Here is a 16394-nt window from a genome sequence, read left to right as displayed (position 1 = left end):
TCTAAATCATTGATATACAGTGTTATTCAGTGAATATTCAGTGAATATTCAATATTCAAACCCTAGGGAGTGAATAATGAATAAATCATTCTTTAAGGTATCTACTAACTGTTGGCTGCGATATACCTAGCCTAGTTGCAATTTCAGATTGATTCAGGCCTTGTTCATTAAGTTCTCGTACCGTTTCTTTTGTGGAAGTCTTATTGTTTGCGCCAAGTTCCCCAAAATGAATCCTATCACCCGTTTGGTGGAATCTCAATGAGTCATCAAACAACAATACATAACTTTCAGTTTTATGCTCTTTGGGTAGATAATTACCTTTAACAATACATAAATGCCTTTTGTTGGGTTGGACCGAATCATTTCTTAATTCCATCACTAAACGCATTTTAGCCTCAAAGCCCTGTGATCCTAAAAGATTATGTTTACTAGGAGTCAAATCTTCTGTTCTTTTACCTGTATGATGAAGAAACATTACCAAACATTTGTGTTTTTGCGCAAGTTGACTGTAACCATTTAAAAAGCTCCTCACCTGGTTGGTGTCGTTCATTGATTTTCCATACAAATCTGTGAATGCGTCTACAATGACTATATCAACTGGATTCTTTGCCAACTTTTCATTCAATCTTTCCAAAACTTGATGTGAATCAAAATCAAATGTTAAACCAGAATATGCGCTTGCTGGTAATTGTCTGTCTTGGTTTGTTTTGTTCAATAGAAATGCAATGGCATTTTCATCATCTTCAGTACTTACGTAGTATGCTTTTTTATGTTCTGTTTTTAATTGCCAATCAAGAAACCTTTCCTCGCCAAGACATATACTCACGGCCAACTGTCTTAATAAACTACTTTTACCTGTATCACTGCTTCCTGCAAGTGCCACCAAACCAACTTTGGGTAAAATCGGCTCTAAAAGGCATGGTATGTTATCAACTTTCATGTTAAGAAGTTGTTCCCCACTGTATGTGCTGGAATGTCCTTCATGGTTTAGCGATACACCATTGCTTTGCTCACTGCTCATTTTTTCTATGATAGCAGCATCCATTTCTTCCACGTAATTCATAACGCCAAGTTTTTAGCGTTCGACAATAATTTTTGTTTCTCTTCCGGGCTATTGATACTGTGAAGAATACGGCAAAATTTTAATGAGTAAACACTGCAAATAGCATCTGTTTTATTATCTTTACCGTACCGTTTAACAATATTTAAAGCCCTATTTGCTTCCTGTCGCATTAGGGCTTTTTTTATTCGTTAAGTTGTAATACTTCGTTTAGATCGTACCTCTTTGCGCCACCAATACCGTAATTAGTGATTTCGCTTTTTTGCTCCGCTCGGTAAACCGTATAAAGATTTACATTTAAAGCTTTGGCCAATTCTTTGGCCGATACAAGTTTCCTGCTCATAGTCTGTTCTCGTTTTTAAAAATTGTTATTGAGCGAAAACCGAGGTTTGAATTTGTACCTTTGTAGTTACCACACTTACAAGGGCGTTGGTTCGACTTGTCGGCTTGCGCTCTTTTCTTTGTTTTAATGGGTTTTAATTTTCCCCTCATGACACTTTAACGAGATAAGGGCTAAAGTGTCTACTTGTCTTTTGCACCTATTGCGCTAAAAACACATTTTTTAATACCTTTTTAGCTTAAAATTCATACAATTTGATATTAAAAAACATCATAAAGTACAGATTATCAACTATTTGTAAATTTAACATTATATTAACATTTTTAGGGTGAAATTTTAAGGGATTCACTACGTTTTTCAATAGTTTCCTTATTGATTTCTTCCACCCTTTTTTTATTAGCTTCTGTGATTGCTGAATTTTTGCCACCTACATAAATAAAGAAGTTTTCTAACTGTTTGTGGCCTGTAATTGCCATGCAGCTCTGGGCATCCCATCTTAACTCCTTATACAAATATGTGGCTAAGGATTTACGTCCGGTCTTGGTGGTGATCAACTCGTATTTCTTATATCTACCTCTTTTTCCGTTCTTCACTTCCTCCAGCTCTTCATCAATATCACATTCCTGGCATACATCTTTAATGAGTAAATTCAGCCTCACGTTTTGTGTGCTTTCATTATCACTAAACTTGGGAGGAAAACCATTGTATTTATCAATAACCCTTCTTACACGGTCGAAAATGGGTATTTCGGCAATGTTGCCAGTTTTCTTTTGGGTAACGACTATCACATCATCTTTTATCATATCCTTAGATAATGCGTTGCAATCAACAAACCTTTGCCCGGTTCCGCACAATATCAATAGCCAATCCTTAGCCACTTCCATTTCTTTATTTGGCATTGGCGTTGCAAAAATCAATTCCTGTTCCGCTTCGCTTAACGGAACTACCGTTGTTTCATATGAAAAGCCCCTTATGTTCTTAAAGTATGGGTCTACCTCTTTGTTATTGCGGTCCGCATCGGTCAAAATAGTTTTTAGGGATTTTAATTTTCTTCCTGCGGTGCTGATTGCATACTGTTCAGTTAGGAAGGATTCAAAAGAATCAGTGGTTTTGGAATCAAAAGAATTTAAGTACACCTTTTTACCCTCTTCCTTTTCAAATAGGGCAATCGTATCTATCAATTGATAATATTTCCTTAGTGTACCCTCTGAATATTGCTTGTGCTGGTTTCCCTTGGTTCGATAGCCTTTCTTCTTGCAGCGATCAATAAACGCTGTTACATAGGTGTTGAAATCTTCTTTTTCTGTCTTTGTGAAGGTTCTTAATCTTTCCGGGACACGGTTAACATCATACACGATTTTTTTAAAATCATCTGTTGTAATTGCGTCCAATGATTTAGTCAAATCCAGTTCAACATCTGTAATATGGTTAAGGAATTTGGTACGCAATACCTCCAGGAACTTTTTACGCCTTGCCTCTTTGGGCATTTTCTTTTTAAAGTCCCAATCCCGTTCCACATCATCGACACTTATACGGGTACTAAGTAGGAACCTTTTGTTTCTTCCTAATACAATCCGCACTTGTATTTTAGACTTGCCTGTCTTTGTTCTAGGGTAAAAATGTATTGAAGCCATAATGTGTATACAACATTAATAACCATAAAATTAGTGATAAAAACTATTAGTAGGTGATAAGCCCTTTAAAAACGAATGATAAGGATTGTTAACAACTATTAAGGTGTATTAAACTCACGGGTACAGGTGGGACCACAAAGTGGCCAAAAAGTCTTAGCGAAAGCTGGGACTTTTTTTATGAAACAAACCGAGCGAGAGAATCTGCCTACGGCAGGCAGGGTTTATGCTGAGCAGAGCCGAAGTAAGCCCAGGTGGGGTCACGGGAAACCCCTCTAAATCGATGATTTGGAAGAAGCTATAAATTTATAGGGGTAAATAGACAATGCCTTTAGAACATTTATTGAATCCATTTGGCAACGGGTTCATTTAACTCGTCCATGTTAGTTGTTGTATCGCTTAAAATTCTCAGCCTGCTCAAAAATCTCTTTATACACTTCATCCCTATCTACAGGTGGATAATCATTCTCTGCCAATAAAATGATTAAGTCTGCTTTTAGCTCGGCTTTAATGTCAGCTCTTTTGCTCCAATCGGTGTACTTGGCTTTGTCATCGACAACATCCTTAACCTTCTGTGCTAACGATATCAACTTGTCTTCCGGATATGTAAAATCGTATTTTACACAAAGCTCCTTTAAAATATCATAGAAGGCTTTTTCTTCAAAATCGGTTAGTAAAGCCACTGGCATTTTACCGTCACGTCTTACCTGCATGATACTACAAGCGAATTGCCCTTTTCGGATAATTTTGTAGTTCTTCATATTCGTTCCAACAGTGTTTGCCACAGAAGGAATAAACTGTTTAGAAATACTTAATCCTAAAAGTAAATTTATAGACAAGTCTTTGTTGCGCTCATCAACTAGTTGTATGTAATCGCCAAGGCGCTTATAATTTGATTTCAAATCCTAAGTCTTTAAAGACATTTAACAATTCCTGTTTAGATTCTGCTTCCTGTTGCAACAAGTCTTCAAATTCAGACTTTAAGCTGGTCATCTTTTCGTCAAAGTCAATATTCTAGTCTCTATCTTTAAATTCAATATACTTGCTTGGCACTAGTGAAAAGTCTTTTTTCTCAATTTCTTCTATATGGGCTGAGTAGCAATATTCCGGGACATCTTCATAGCCTTTATCCTGCTGTTGCCAATTGTGATATGTAGAAGTAATCTGTTCAATATGTTCGGGACTAAACTGAATGTATTTCTTTTCAAACGGTTCCCCAATTTGGCGCAAGTCCATAAACAAGACTTCGTCTTTTCGGTCCCGATAATGGCGCGTGACATCTCCAATGTCTCGCGTTTGTTGCCTTTTGTTTTTATTCAATATCCAAAGCGTCACACTGATATTCGTGGTATAAAACATATTTTGTGGTAAAATCACAATGGCTTCCACCAGTCCGTTTTCTACTAATTTCTTTCGGATTTTATATTCCTCTCCACCACCAGAGAGCGCACCATTGGCCAACAAAAAACCAGCTACGCCATGTTCTGAGAGTTTTGAGGCCATAGTCAATACCCAACCGTAATTGGCATTGCTGGTGGGTGGCACGTCATAACCTCGCCAACGAGGGTCGTCCAGCAGTTCATTATCGGCACGCCAGTCCTTTTGGTTAAATGGTGGGTTAGCCATGATATAGTCGGCTTTTAAATCCTTATGCTGGTCGTCTGCAAAGGTATTGGCCGCCTTTTCACCCAAATTGGCCGAGATACCACGAATGGCCAGGTTCATCTTAGCCAGTTTATAAGTCGTATTGGTATACTCCTGTCCGTAGATAGAAACATTGCGTTTATCACCATGGTGGCTTTCTATAAACTTAATGGATTGTACAAACATACCACCAGAACCACAGGCTGGGTCATAGATAATACCTTCGTAGGGTTCTATCATTTCAGCAATGAGCTTTACAATGCTTTTAGGTGTGTAGAACTCGCCTTTTCCCTTACCTTCGGCGATGGCAAACTTAGACAGGAAGTACTCATAAACACGTCCTACAATATCTTGTTCCTTGTCCTTTTGGGTATCTATATTGTTAATGGTATCCAACAAAGCCGCCAGTTTGCTAATATCCAATTGTAACCTGGAAAAGTAATTGTCTGGCAAAGCGCCTTTGAGTGCTGGGTTGTTCTTTTCGATGGTATGTAGCGCCGTATCAATTTTTAAGGCGATATCATCTTGCTTGGCATTTTGGATGATATAGGACCAGCGAGAGGTTTCAGGCAAAAAGAAGACGTTCTTCATGTTGTAGAACTCTTTCATTTCGAGATACTTTTCTTTGCCTTCCTCAATGAGTTCTTGTCGGCGCGCCTCGAATTTGTCGCTGGCAAACTTTAAAAAGATAAGTGCCAGCACGACGTGTTTGTATTCTGAGGATTCTACCGACCCTCTTAATTTATTGGCGGAATCCCAAAGGGTTTCCTCCATGGATTTTTGTTTTTTGGTAGTTGTCTTTGCCATTAGGTGTATCTATTCAAATCATGTAATTCGTGGAGCCTTTCTCTTCCGGAAACGAAAGAAAAATTCCCATATCAAAATGAGTTTAGTGGAGGGAAATCAATATTACAAAAAATGTGGGAATAGTATCGCTGGAATTTTTTGTCAAAGTTGCCGAGGCAACCCCCAAATCCCAAGAATTCACTAATTTGCTACAAAGGACCAACGCATGTTCACCACCGAGCAAAAACTCAAGGAACGCATCAAGGAACTGACTTGTCTGTACGAGGTGACCTCGCTTATCGTCAACTGTGATTATGATGACATGGAAACGGCCCTGCTCGGAATCGTACAATGCCTGGAACGGGCCTGGCAGTTTGATACTGATACCTATGTACAGCTATCCACCCCCGAATACCACATCAAAACCAAGGAAAAAGGGGAGGACTATGTGTTTTTGGAGTCCGCCATTACCGCGTTCAATAAACCTAAGGGCGTTATCAAGGTCGGGTACCCTTCTCCCCAATATAAGCTAAAGGATTTTTTGGAGGAGGAGCAGCAGCTGTTGGACAATGTTTGCCTAAAGGTGGGCAACTTGTTGGAGCGGAAGGAAATCAAGGAAAAGGAAGAGCAGATTCGCCGTCAGGTAGAACAATCCGACAGACTTAGGATCTTGGGCGAGATCACGGCCGGAATCGCACATGAGCTGAACACACCCCTGGCCAATATTTTGGGCTTTACCGAGTTGTTGCAGGAACGTATCGGCGACGATGCACAGGCGCTCAAAGATTTGGACAAAATCATGACCAATGCCATATTTTCGCGCGAAGTGGTCAAAAAATTGATGTTTTTCGCCTGTGAAATGCCCGAAACCCGGGAAGTCATCAATGTGGTGGAGGTGGTCCAGGAGGCCATTACGATGTTGCGTACCACGCTTCGCCAAAGACAAGTGGCCTGTACCTTTGAGCATTCCAAGGATACTGTTGAACTGCGTATCGATAAAATTCAGCTCACCCAAGTGGTGTTTAATCTGGTTATGAATGCTATTTACTTTTCACCGCCGCAGAGTACCATTTCCGTTCTCTTGGAATCCGATACGGATAAGGTGGTATTAAGCATTGCTGATGAAGGCCCGGGCATCCCAAAGGAAGCCATACCCCATATTTTTGACCCGTTTTTTACCACCAAGCCCGTTGGGGAAGGTTCGGGATTGGGGCTAAGCGTGGTGCACGGCATTGTGCAAAGCCACCAAGGCAGCATCGAGGTGGCCCAAAATACGCCAACAGGCACTATCTTTACCTTGCAATTCCCTAAAAAATAACCACTTTGCTAAAAAAGGAAAACATATTGCTGGTCGATGACGATATCGACATCCTCGAATTGTTGCAGCGTCATTTAAAATCGTTGGACTATCATACCTTCAAGGCCGTTTCGGTAAAGGAGGCGCTCTATATCCTAAAGGATACCGAAATTGATTTGTTGGTAACCGATATCAATATGCCAGAAATTGATGGGCTGGAATTGGTCAAATATGTGAGCGAGCATTATCCCGATATGCCCAAATTGGTGGTGACGGGCTTTCCATCCGCGGAAGATGCATCCAAAGTCATAAAACATGGGGCAGCAGATTATTTGACCAAGCCCTTTACCAAGGTGGAGTTGGAAACCGCCGTAAAAAGGGCGTTTGCCAATAAACAAAACCGTAAACTGGTTACCTCACGGCCCCAACCTGCCACTTTCAAAGGCTACGGCGACATGATCGGTGCTTCGCCAAGCTTCCAAAAAGTAACCCAAATCATTGATCGGGTCAAGGACAACAGGGCAACGGTATTGGTGAGCGGCGAGAGCGGAACAGGAAAGGAACTAGTGGCTCGGGCCATTCACTATTCGGGCAAATTTGCGCGAGCGCCCTTTATTGCCGTGAATTGTGGCGCCATTCCAGAAAACCTGCTCGAAGCCGAGCTTTTTGGCTACACCAAAGGCGCCTTTACGGGAGCCAACGAAAACAGGGACGGCTTTTTCCAAGCGGCACAGAACGGAACTATTTTTTTGGATGAAATTGGAAACGCCCCTTTGGGGGCGCAAAACCGATTGCTGCGGGTACTACAAGAAAAAGAGGTGACCAAAGTGGGGTCCCAAAAGGCGGAAAAATTGGAGGTTCGGGTAATCGCCGCCACTAATAGCGACTTGGAGGAACTCATCCGCAAGAAAACCTTTCGGGAAGATCTTTTTTATCGGTTGTCGGTGGTAACCGTTGAGGTGCCGCCCCTGCGCGAGCGCCCCTCGGATATTCCGCTGTTGGTGGAGCAATTTCTCCAAAAATATGGAGTAGAGTACAAAGACCGAATTGTTCGGATTTCGGATGAGGCCTTAGAGGTCTTGAAACGCTATTCGTGGCCGGGCAATATCCGGGAACTGGAAAATGTAGTGCAGCGGGCCGTGATCATGTGCGATGGCGAAATCACATTGCAGCATCTGCCCGATGTGCTCAAATACAAAATCGATTTCCCTAAAAAGGGATTCAAGACACTGCACGAAAAGGAAAGGGAATATATTGAAGAGGTACTGCTCTTCACCCAAGGCAATAAGACCAAGGCAGCTGAAATTTTGGGTATCAACCGGAAAACTCTACGGGAAAAGCTCAAATAGCACCGATACAAATATGCCCGACCGGTACAATTTTACCCAGCACCACGGGCACAGTTTTTTATTCAAGACCATACAAAATGCTTGAAAATCAGATAGTTGCTCGGTTGTTTTCAAACCAAGGACCTTACATGGCACAGCATTTGCCTTACTTCTACAAAATGATGGGACCTTGTGCCAACGTCCCTTCCGTTAATTGCTGGAAATGAAATACGGAAGCCTTATCATGGAGAAAAAAGATTACGTAACGCTAAAACGAATACTGAATTTTCACAAGTATTACGATGACTATGCGCATCAAGATGCCTTGGAGCAGTTGGCGGAGCGAATTGAAAAGGCTTTGGTGGAAGATGCAGTGGATATTCCGGATGATGTGGTACGACTAAATTCCAAAGTGACCGTGGAGTTTATCAATGGATCTCGACAAACCTTCCAATTGCTTGCGTCGACAAAGGGGAACACCAAGGAAGGCACTGTTTCCGTAGTGAGTGCTTTAGGGGCGAATCTGGTAGGGCTGGCCGTGGACGATCAAGTGAAAATGGGGAATCCATCCGATATAAAATCCTTTAGGATTGTGAAGGTGACACCATCACACCAGTTGACCTCTGGTATAGATTTATGAAATGATAGTATAAAAATGAATGGGAACCCTACCGGATGAACACTCATTTTAAGGGTCTTAGGCGCACAAAGGTTAATGTGGCCCAAGCCATTGAACAAGAAGAATTAAGTTTTTTATAGTTGATTTGATGATGAATTCCGCCCAGTCAAAAGCATTGAGGTTTGCTCCTTAATGAATGAATGGTTAGCTTACAGCTGGGCGGATGCATCAAACTGAGCATATGGCCATAAAACCCTAACATCATGCCAAATATTAAAACCATTAGACAACGTATCCATGCCGGCTTTGTACTTGCAGTAGCATTTTTGCTGGTTTTGGCCTCCAATCGTTTGAACAACCGGAATTTTTCTGCCGTAGAACATGGGGTGGATTCTGTTTTTGAAGACCGATTGGTGGTGCAGGAATACATTTACCGTTTGAGCAATCTGTTCCACAAAAAGGAGCTCTTTTTGGCAAATGGCAAGTTGGGGAACCAAGAAATCCCCGAAACACCTACCATCGAAAGTATTTTGGTCGATTTTGGGAATACAGAGTTAACGCGGGAAGAATCCAGGTATTTGGAAAGTTTAAAAAAGAACTATACGACCCTGCAAGGTCTGGAAGCCAATCATGCTGAGTATGACGAGCCCAAAAAGGAAATGATTGCCGTATTGAACCGCATCGGCGAAAACTTGGATGCACTCTCCGAAGTACAGCTCGATGAGGGCAAACTGCTCACCGAACAATCCAAAAGGTCACTGGGCATGAACCAGCTGCTTTCAACAATCGAAATCGTATTTTTAATCATTATCGGAATCCTATTTCTGGTTATCGTCTTTAAGAAGGAAAAACCGGAAATGCAAAGGGTGGAAGACGATTAGCAAATCGTCAGATTACTTCCAAAATGGAATGTTCCGCTCCATTAAAAACAAAGGAGTCACCCTTTTTTTTGCCCCATAAAGCTTGCGCAATCGGTGCATTGGCCGAAATGCAATACACCTTTTCCTCCCCAGAAGTAAAAAGCCCTGCCGAGATGGCAACAAAATAGTTGGCCATACTGGTCCTTACCAAAGACCCCAAACGAATGTAGTCTGTATGTTTGTCGATATCAATTTTGCGGAGTACCGCGCGTATGGCGTCCACTTCCTGTAGTTGTTGGCCCAATTTTTCCTGTTCCAATTGCACCATGGCCCGGCCCGTTTCGTGCTTGTCTCCGGCCGTGTTCTTGGTTTCGGAATCCAAGGATTCATGGAGCTCATCGCTCTGTTTCTTGAGACGGGCGGCCCTATCGTCCACCTGTTTCCAACAAAATTGCAAAAGGTCTTTTTTCATCACGTTGCTATTAAGCAAAGGTAAGTCGGAAAACGGTTTCTTTAGCAGGAGTTGAACGTACTTGAATGTTTCCGCCGTGGAGCTGCATAACCCTTTTGGATAGACTTAATCCGATGCCCGTTCCCTCACTTTTGGTGGTGAAGAAGGGCACAAAAATTTCGTCCATTACCTCGGGCGGGATGCCAGGGCCATTGTCTATCACATCAATAAATTTAGAGCCGTTTTCATCGGTTCCGGCCACTATCAGCACCTTTCCGTTTTCGGTGTTTTCCACAGATTGCAATGCATTTTTCGCCAAATTGATCAATACTTGGGAAATCTGTTTTTCATCAATATAAAATTCAAGGTTTTCTGGATTACATAGCGTTTTAAATGCAGTGTTGCCATCGGTGAGCCGAGCGGACATAAGCACATCTATCTTATCCAGAAGGGACTTTCCTTTTACAAGGATTTTGTTGGGGTCCGGTACATGCAGCAGACTTCTATAGGATTGCACAAAATCCATCAAATCGCCACCTTGTTCCTTGATCACCTCCAAGCCTTTGAGCGTATTTTTTATCTGGCTCTCTTCCAATTCCTCCAAGGGCGTGATCTTGCTTCCCTTGCGATAATATTTGATGATGGAGTCGGATATTGAGGTAATCGGGGTAATAGTGTTCATAATTTCATGCGTGAGCACCCGGATAAGACGCACCCACGACTCCGTCTCTTTTTCGTCCAGTTCCTTGTGAATGTCTTGGGCTACCACCAATAAAAGTTCTTGCCCGTCGAGTTTTAAGGGCGAAGACTTCAAGGCCAATTGGGTCTGTTCCCTTTCGTTGGACAGTTGAAACAGCTTTCGCTGAAAGGGTTTAAAATCCTTGAAGATTTCGTAGAGTTTTTCATCTACTTGTTTTAGCTGTTTGATGTGGTTGAGGGGCGTGTAGTCCAATAACTGCTCCAAGGTGGGGTTGGCAAAGAGGATGTGTCCTTTTGCGTTGAAGGTCATAATCCCGATACTGGCCTGCTTCAAAATTTCCTGATAGTATTGTTCCCGTATCTGCAACTGCAAATGGACCTCATGGATCAAGCCGTTCACCCGATTCAGGCTACGGTTGAGTTCCTTAAAGGACTCTATGGTAACGCTCTCAGGAAAGCGCAATGTAAAATCTTCGTTCTTGATGGCATCAAAAAAGTAGGCAATTTTCCTATTGGTCCTATTGATAAAGGTGATTAGGGAAAACACCTGTATTACCAAGGCAAGCGCACAAACCCCCATGGTAAAGTACCAAAGGTAGGCCAATGAAAAGGCCATGGCAATGGCCGTAAGTGTAAGAAACACTACGCGGACAATGAGCTGGATGTAAAAATTTCTGCTCGCCATCAGTCGTTCTTTTTCTTCAACTTGTTGTAGAGTGTTTGCCGAGAAATGCCCAATTGTTCGGCCGCCGCACTGTAATTGCCCTCGTTTTGTTCCAATGCCCTTAGAATCATCTGTTGCTCCATTTCATTTAGGGTCATGGGTTCATTGTCCATGGATTGCATGGGCTTGGCATGCAATAAAAAATCGGAGGGTTTCAGCACACTACCATCTGAGAGGATTACGGCACGTTCCATGGTATGCTGCAATTCCCGGATGTTTCCGGGCCAAGGGTACTCCATCAGCTTTTCTTGGGCCAATTGGTTCATCCGCAAACCGCTTTTATCGTATTTATGGGCAAACTTTTTCAGGAAAAAATCGGCAAGCACCAAAATATCATCATCACGTTCTCGCAAAGGCGGCACTTCTATGTGGATGGTGTTGATGCGGTACAGCAAATCCTCCCGGAACAGTCCATCGGCAACCATTTGCTCCAGATTGCAATTGGTGGCACAAATCAAACGAATATCCACATTGACGGGCTTGTTGGACCCCACCCGAACTACCGATTTATTTTGGATGGACGATAAGAGCTTGGCCTGCATTTGTAATGAAAGGTTGCCAATTTCATCCAAAAAAAGACTACCCTGGTGGGCGGCCTCAAATTTGCCCGCCCGATCCTCTTTAGCATCGGTGAAGGAGCCTTTGGTGTGCCCAAAAAGTTCACTCTCGAACAGATTTTCGGCAATGGACCCCATATCCACCCCAATAAAAACCTCGTCCTTCCGGGTAGATAAACGGTGCAGTTCCCGGGCAATCAATTCCTTTCCCGTGCCGTTTTCCCCTGTAATCAAGACATTTACATCCGTCTTGGCTACCTTGGCCACCAAGTTGAGCACGGTGGTCAATGCTTTGGATTTACCAATGATGTAATTCCGCCCCTCGTTGATGACCTGCTTTAAATTGTTCTCCTTTTTCTTCAGGTTGTGGATTTCCTGCTTGGATTTTCTCAGTTCGTAGGCAGATTTTACCGTGGTCATCAAACGCTCGTTGTTCCAAGGTTTGAGCACAAAATCGGAAGCTCCTTGTTTGAGCGCCCTCACGGCAAGGTCCACCGCTCCGTAGGCGGTCATCATAATTACGGAAGTATGGGGAGACCTCTTTTTGATTTCATTGAGCCAATATAAACCCTCGTTTCCCGTATTCACCCCGGCGGAAAAGTTCATGTCCAACAACACAATGTCGATATCCTCGAGATTTGGGAAAGAGGAAATCTGATTTGGGTTAAAAATGGTCTGTACACTTTTGTATTCAAACTGGAGCAGTATCTCCAAAGCACTCAGTACGCTTTTGTTATCATCGACCACTAAAATATGGGCATCGACCATGGGTGTTTTGTTCTTGGTGATGGTTAAAACTACAAATTGCAGGGATACGCTCCGCACCACTGTAAAATATTTGGACATTTTTTGTACAAAATTTTTACACCTGCAAGGATTATTTTATATGGAATTACACATAAACACCTGATTATCAGCCAAAAATTATTTTGGCATAAGAATGGAAAGTAGTTTGGCACAGGAAATCACTATGAATTTAAAAATATACATAACAACATTACTTTTATTTGCATCCACGGTGGTGTCGGCTCAGCAAGTCTGGACATTGGATGAGTGTGTGGCCTACGCCATAAAAAACAATCTCCAAATCAATGACTTTGAGCTGAATACTGATTCAAACAAGGAGTCTTATCGCCAATCTGTCCGCAATCTGTTGCCCATAATCAATGGGTTTGCCGATTACAGCATAAATTTTGGTCGATCGATCAACCCAGAGAACAACAGTTTTGTGAATACTGAATTCTTCTCCAACAATTATTCCCTACAATCGTCCTTCGACCTTTTTCAGGGGTTCCAAAAAATAAACAATATCAAGGCTTCTAAGTTTTTGTACAAGGCGACCCGAGAAGAAAGTCTTCAGCAGAAGTATTTATTGGCTTTTAGGGTCATGTCTGCCTATTACGACATCCAATTTATCCAAGGGCTTATCGACATCGCGAAGGAGCAGGTACAAATATCCCAGACCAATTACGATTTGGTCAAAAAGCAGGTGGAACTCGGGGTGATGGCAGGGGCCGATTTATATGAGGCAGAATCCTTGTTGTATGCAGACAGCTTAGCGTTGACCCAAAATGAAAACAGGTTGAAAGCGGCAAAGCTTACCTTGTTGCAAGCCATGAACATTGAGGGCGAAAATGATATCACGTTACAGCCTGAACTTATCGCGGCAGGTTCTTTTGAAAAGACTGAAGCCTTGGTTTCGGATTCCATATTTGTTGCCGCCAAAGATTTTATGCCGTCGATAAAAGCACAAGAATTTCGCGTAAAAGCCGCAACAAAACAACTATCGGCAGCGCGAGGCGGTCTTTATCCTTCCATTAGCTTGCAGGGCGGTATCGGCACCGGATACTTTGAAACCATCAGGGACTCTTTGGGCACTACCATTCCTTTTAGGGACCAAATACGCGACAATACCTTCAAATTTATTGGAGCATCCTTGAACGTTCCGATATTTAGTGGATGGGCCAGCCGTTCCCGGGTGAAGCAACAGAAAATAGCTTTGGAAAGAGCAAAGAACAATGCAAAAATCACAGAGCAAGAGCTATATCAGATTATTCAACAATTGGTGCAAGAGCACGAAGCTTTGATGGCGGAGACGGTACAAACGCAAAAGGGAATGGAGTCTCAGGCCCTTGCCTTTGCCATTGCTCAAAAACGCTACGAAAAGGGGATGATCAATGCCATCGAACTTAGACAGTCCAAAAACTTGTTTGCAACCGCACAAAATCAAAATTTACAGGCCCAGCTTCGATTACGGGTAAATAACAGCACACTGGATTTTTATAGGGGCCTGCCCATATTTAATATCAACTAACAACGACCATGGATATACAATTAGAAAAGAAAAAAGGACTACAACCCAAGCATTATGGATATATCGCACTAGGGATATTGCTATTGTTTGTGGGCTACAAATTCATATTTGCCAGCTCGGTGTCCACTTTCAGAACGGAAAAGGAACGTTTGTCGATTTCCACGGTGACCGACGGAAAGTTTGATGACTATATCACCATTAATGGCAACGTGGCCCCGATTGCAACCATTTATATGGATGCCTACGAAGGCGGAAGGGTTTCCGAAAAATTGATAGAGGAGGGCTCGATGGTCAAAAAAGGGGACATTATCCTGAAGTTGGAGAACATGGCCCTTTATGAGCAGATTTTAGCGAGCGAGAGTAATTTGGCACTTAAACAGAACGATTTGCGTTCCACTAAACTTACTTTCGATTCCCGACAAGTGGAGGGAAGACGGTCTTTGGCCACTGCCGAGTACGATCTGCAGCGTTTAAAGCGGAATTACGAACAGAACGAAGAGCTGTACCAGGACGAATTGATTTCCAAAGAAGCCTATCTACTGTCCAAGGAAAACTATGAACTTGCCAAAAAGCAATATGAAATTGTGAAACTGCAAACCGAGCAGGACGATGAGCTACGGGAAACCTCACTCAAAGGATTGGATGCCGACTTGGATAGAATGCAAAAAACACTATCCATGGTGTACGAACGCTTGGACCACTTAAATGTACGGGCCCCTGCAGATGGTCAATTGGGTTTTTTGGATGCGGAAATCGGTCAAAACATATCACAAGGCCAACGTATTGGACAGATCAACGTACTGACTGATTTTAAGATCGAGGCTGACATTGATGAGCATTATATCGATAGGGTAAAAAGAGACCTTTCGGCGGTTTTGGAACGCAACGGCAACGAATACAAACTGCGATTGCGCAAAGTCTACCCCGAAGTAAGGAACGGTAGGTTCCGTGTGGATTTGGTTTTTGTGGACGATAGGCCCGAGACCATCCGTGCAGGTCAGAGTTACAACATTCGACTGCAGCTGGGGGAATCCAACGACGCTTTATTGTTGCCCAAAGGCGGTTTCTTCCAGAGTACCGGGGGCCAGTGGGTCTTTGTTGTCAATCCCAACGGGGACGAGGCCATTAAACGGAATGTACGTTTGGGCAAGCAAAACTCAAGATATTATGAGGTCTTGGAGGGCCTTCAACCCGGAGAACAGGTCATTACCAGCAACTACGATAGTTTTGGTGATGCGGAACGGATCGTACTCCAATGACCCGTACAATTGTAACAATCCTTAAAACAGAACAGTCTTTATAAAACAACCATCAAAAAATGATACAGATTACAAACCTTAAAAAAAGCTTCCGCACCGAGGAGGTAGAGACCTTGGCCCTCAACGGGGTGAACCTCAAAGTGGAAGAAGGCGAATTCGTGGCCATTATGGGACCGTCCGGTTGCGGAAAATCAACCTTGTTGAACATTATCGGGATGCTGGACAACCCTACTGAAGGGAGCTACAATTTTGCGGGCCACGAAGTGGGCGGACTCAAAGAAAGCCAACGCACCCAACTCCGAAAAGGAAATTTGGGCTTTGTGTTCCAGAGTTTTAACCTAATCGATGAGCTCACCGTATTCGAAAATGTGGAACTGCCCTTGATCTACCTTAAAATGAACAAGGCAGAGCGCAGGGAAAAAGTACAAAAGGTACTCGAGCGCATGAAAATAGCCCATCGGGAAAAGCACTTTCCACAACAGCTGTCTGGAGGTCAACAACAGAGAGTGGCCATTGCCAGAGCCGTTGTGACGAACCCAAAACTCATCTTGGCGGATGAGCCCACAGGTAACCTGGATTCCAAAAATGGTATTGAGGTGATGAACCTGTTAACGGAACTTAACCAAGAGGGAACTACCATCGTAATGGTGACCCACTCCGATCATGATTCACACTACGCCCACAGGGTCATCAACCTGTTTGACGGGCAAATTGTAACGGAAAGCCAAAACAAACCATTGAAAAGCATGGTATAGGAGTTTATTCACCAGCCCTGAGCGAGTGCTGCCGAGCGCGTAGTCGAAGCAAAGGGTCAATCAAAAAACA

At 42.9% G+C, this 16394-nt stretch carries 13 protein-coding genes and 2 pseudogenes; 7 read left to right on the top strand and 8 right to left on the bottom strand.

Annotated features, from left to right (window positions below; translation table 11 throughout):
- Positions 1 to 85: 85 nt before the first annotated feature.
- The 5 genes and pseudogenes from GGE08_RS01770 to GGE08_RS01745 form a co-directional block, all read right to left on the bottom strand.
- Positions 86 to 1063, bottom strand: a complete 978-nt coding sequence (locus GGE08_RS01770; protein ID WP_179383737.1) for an ATP-binding protein — start codon at positions 1061 to 1063, stop codon at positions 86 to 88.
- Positions 1064 to 1244: 181 nt separating this feature from the next.
- Positions 1245 to 1403: a hypothetical protein gene (locus tag GGE08_RS01765; RefSeq protein WP_179383191.1), complete on the bottom strand. Its 159-nt coding sequence runs from the start codon at positions 1401 to 1403 to the stop codon at positions 1245 to 1247.
- Positions 1404 to 1723: 320 nt separating this feature from the next.
- Positions 1724 to 2848, bottom strand: coding sequence for a tyrosine-type recombinase/integrase (locus GGE08_RS01760; RefSeq protein ID WP_179383190.1), 1125 nt, complete (start codon positions 2846 to 2848; stop codon positions 1724 to 1726).
- A 566-nt stretch (positions 2849 to 3414) separates the two neighbouring features.
- Positions 3415 to 3699: pseudogene (locus tag GGE08_RS16240) on the bottom strand (type I restriction enzyme endonuclease domain-containing protein); the annotation flags it as partial.
- Positions 3700 to 3916: 217 nt separating this feature from the next.
- A pseudogene (locus tag GGE08_RS01745) lies at positions 3917 to 5482 on the bottom strand (N-6 DNA methylase).
- 205 nt (positions 5483 to 5687) lie between these two features.
- On the opposite strand from GGE08_RS01745, the gene GGE08_RS01740 reads away from it, so the two are divergent.
- From GGE08_RS01740 to GGE08_RS01725, 4 genes are all read left to right on the top strand, one after another.
- Positions 5688 to 6779, top strand: coding sequence for a sensor histidine kinase (locus tag GGE08_RS01740; RefSeq protein ID WP_179383189.1), 1092 nt, complete (start codon positions 5688 to 5690; stop codon positions 6777 to 6779).
- A 5-nt stretch (positions 6780 to 6784) separates the two neighbouring features.
- Complete coding sequence (locus GGE08_RS01735) at positions 6785 to 8107, top strand: sigma-54 dependent transcriptional regulator (protein WP_179383188.1); 1323 nt, start codon at positions 6785 to 6787, stop codon at positions 8105 to 8107.
- A gap of 202 nt (positions 8108 to 8309) precedes the next feature.
- Positions 8310 to 8726, top strand: a complete 417-nt coding sequence (locus tag GGE08_RS01730) for a GreA/GreB family elongation factor (protein ID WP_179383187.1) — start codon at positions 8310 to 8312, stop codon at positions 8724 to 8726.
- 242 nt (positions 8727 to 8968) lie between these two features.
- Positions 8969 to 9586: a hypothetical protein gene (locus GGE08_RS01725; RefSeq protein ID WP_179383186.1), complete on the top strand. Its 618-nt coding sequence runs from the start codon at positions 8969 to 8971 to the stop codon at positions 9584 to 9586.
- Positions 9587 to 9593: 7 nt separating this feature from the next.
- Here GGE08_RS01725 and GGE08_RS01720 read toward each other — a convergent pair whose 3' ends face one another.
- Genes GGE08_RS01720 through GGE08_RS01710 form a run of 3 tightly spaced genes read right to left on the bottom strand, consistent with a single transcriptional unit; the run spans position 9594 to position 12764 of the window.
- A complete protein-coding gene (locus GGE08_RS01720; RefSeq protein WP_179383185.1) occupies positions 9594 to 10037 on the bottom strand; it encodes a 3-oxoacyl-ACP synthase in 444 nt (147 codons plus the stop codon).
- 10 nt (positions 10038 to 10047) lie between these two features.
- Positions 10048 to 11400: a sensor histidine kinase gene (locus tag GGE08_RS01715; protein ID WP_179383184.1), complete on the bottom strand. Its 1353-nt coding sequence runs from the start codon at positions 11398 to 11400 to the stop codon at positions 10048 to 10050.
- Positions 11400 to 12764 (bottom strand): sigma-54-dependent transcriptional regulator, encoded by a 1365-nt coding sequence (locus GGE08_RS01710; RefSeq protein ID WP_179383736.1) that lies wholly within the window; start codon positions 12762 to 12764, stop codon positions 11400 to 11402. The genes GGE08_RS01715 and GGE08_RS01710 overlap by 1 nt, the downstream gene beginning before the upstream one ends.
- A gap of 172 nt (positions 12765 to 12936) precedes the next feature.
- On the opposite strand from GGE08_RS01710, the gene GGE08_RS01705 reads away from it, so the two are divergent.
- From GGE08_RS01705 to GGE08_RS01695, 3 genes are read left to right on the top strand one after another with little or no spacing between them, the layout of a single operon-like run.
- Positions 12937 to 14310: a TolC family protein gene (locus GGE08_RS01705; protein ID WP_257023931.1), complete on the top strand. Its 1374-nt coding sequence runs from the start codon at positions 12937 to 12939 to the stop codon at positions 14308 to 14310.
- Between the two features lie 8 nt (positions 14311 to 14318).
- Positions 14319 to 15569 carry an efflux RND transporter periplasmic adaptor subunit gene (locus GGE08_RS01700; protein ID WP_179383183.1) on the top strand — a complete coding sequence of 417 codons (1251 nt, stop codon included), beginning with the start codon at positions 14319 to 14321 and terminating at the stop codon, positions 15567 to 15569.
- Positions 15570 to 15628: 59 nt separating this feature from the next.
- A complete protein-coding gene (locus GGE08_RS01695; RefSeq protein WP_179383182.1) occupies positions 15629 to 16324 on the top strand; it encodes an ABC transporter ATP-binding protein in 696 nt (231 codons plus the stop codon).
- The last annotated feature ends 70 nt before the right edge of the window (positions 16325 to 16394 follow it).

It is taken from the genome of Allomuricauda sp. ARW1Y1 (genome assembly GCF_013407935.1).
Lineage (GTDB): Bacteria > Bacteroidota > Bacteroidia > Flavobacteriales > Flavobacteriaceae > Flagellimonas.
This window is presented reverse-complemented; position numbering and strand designations above follow the sequence as displayed.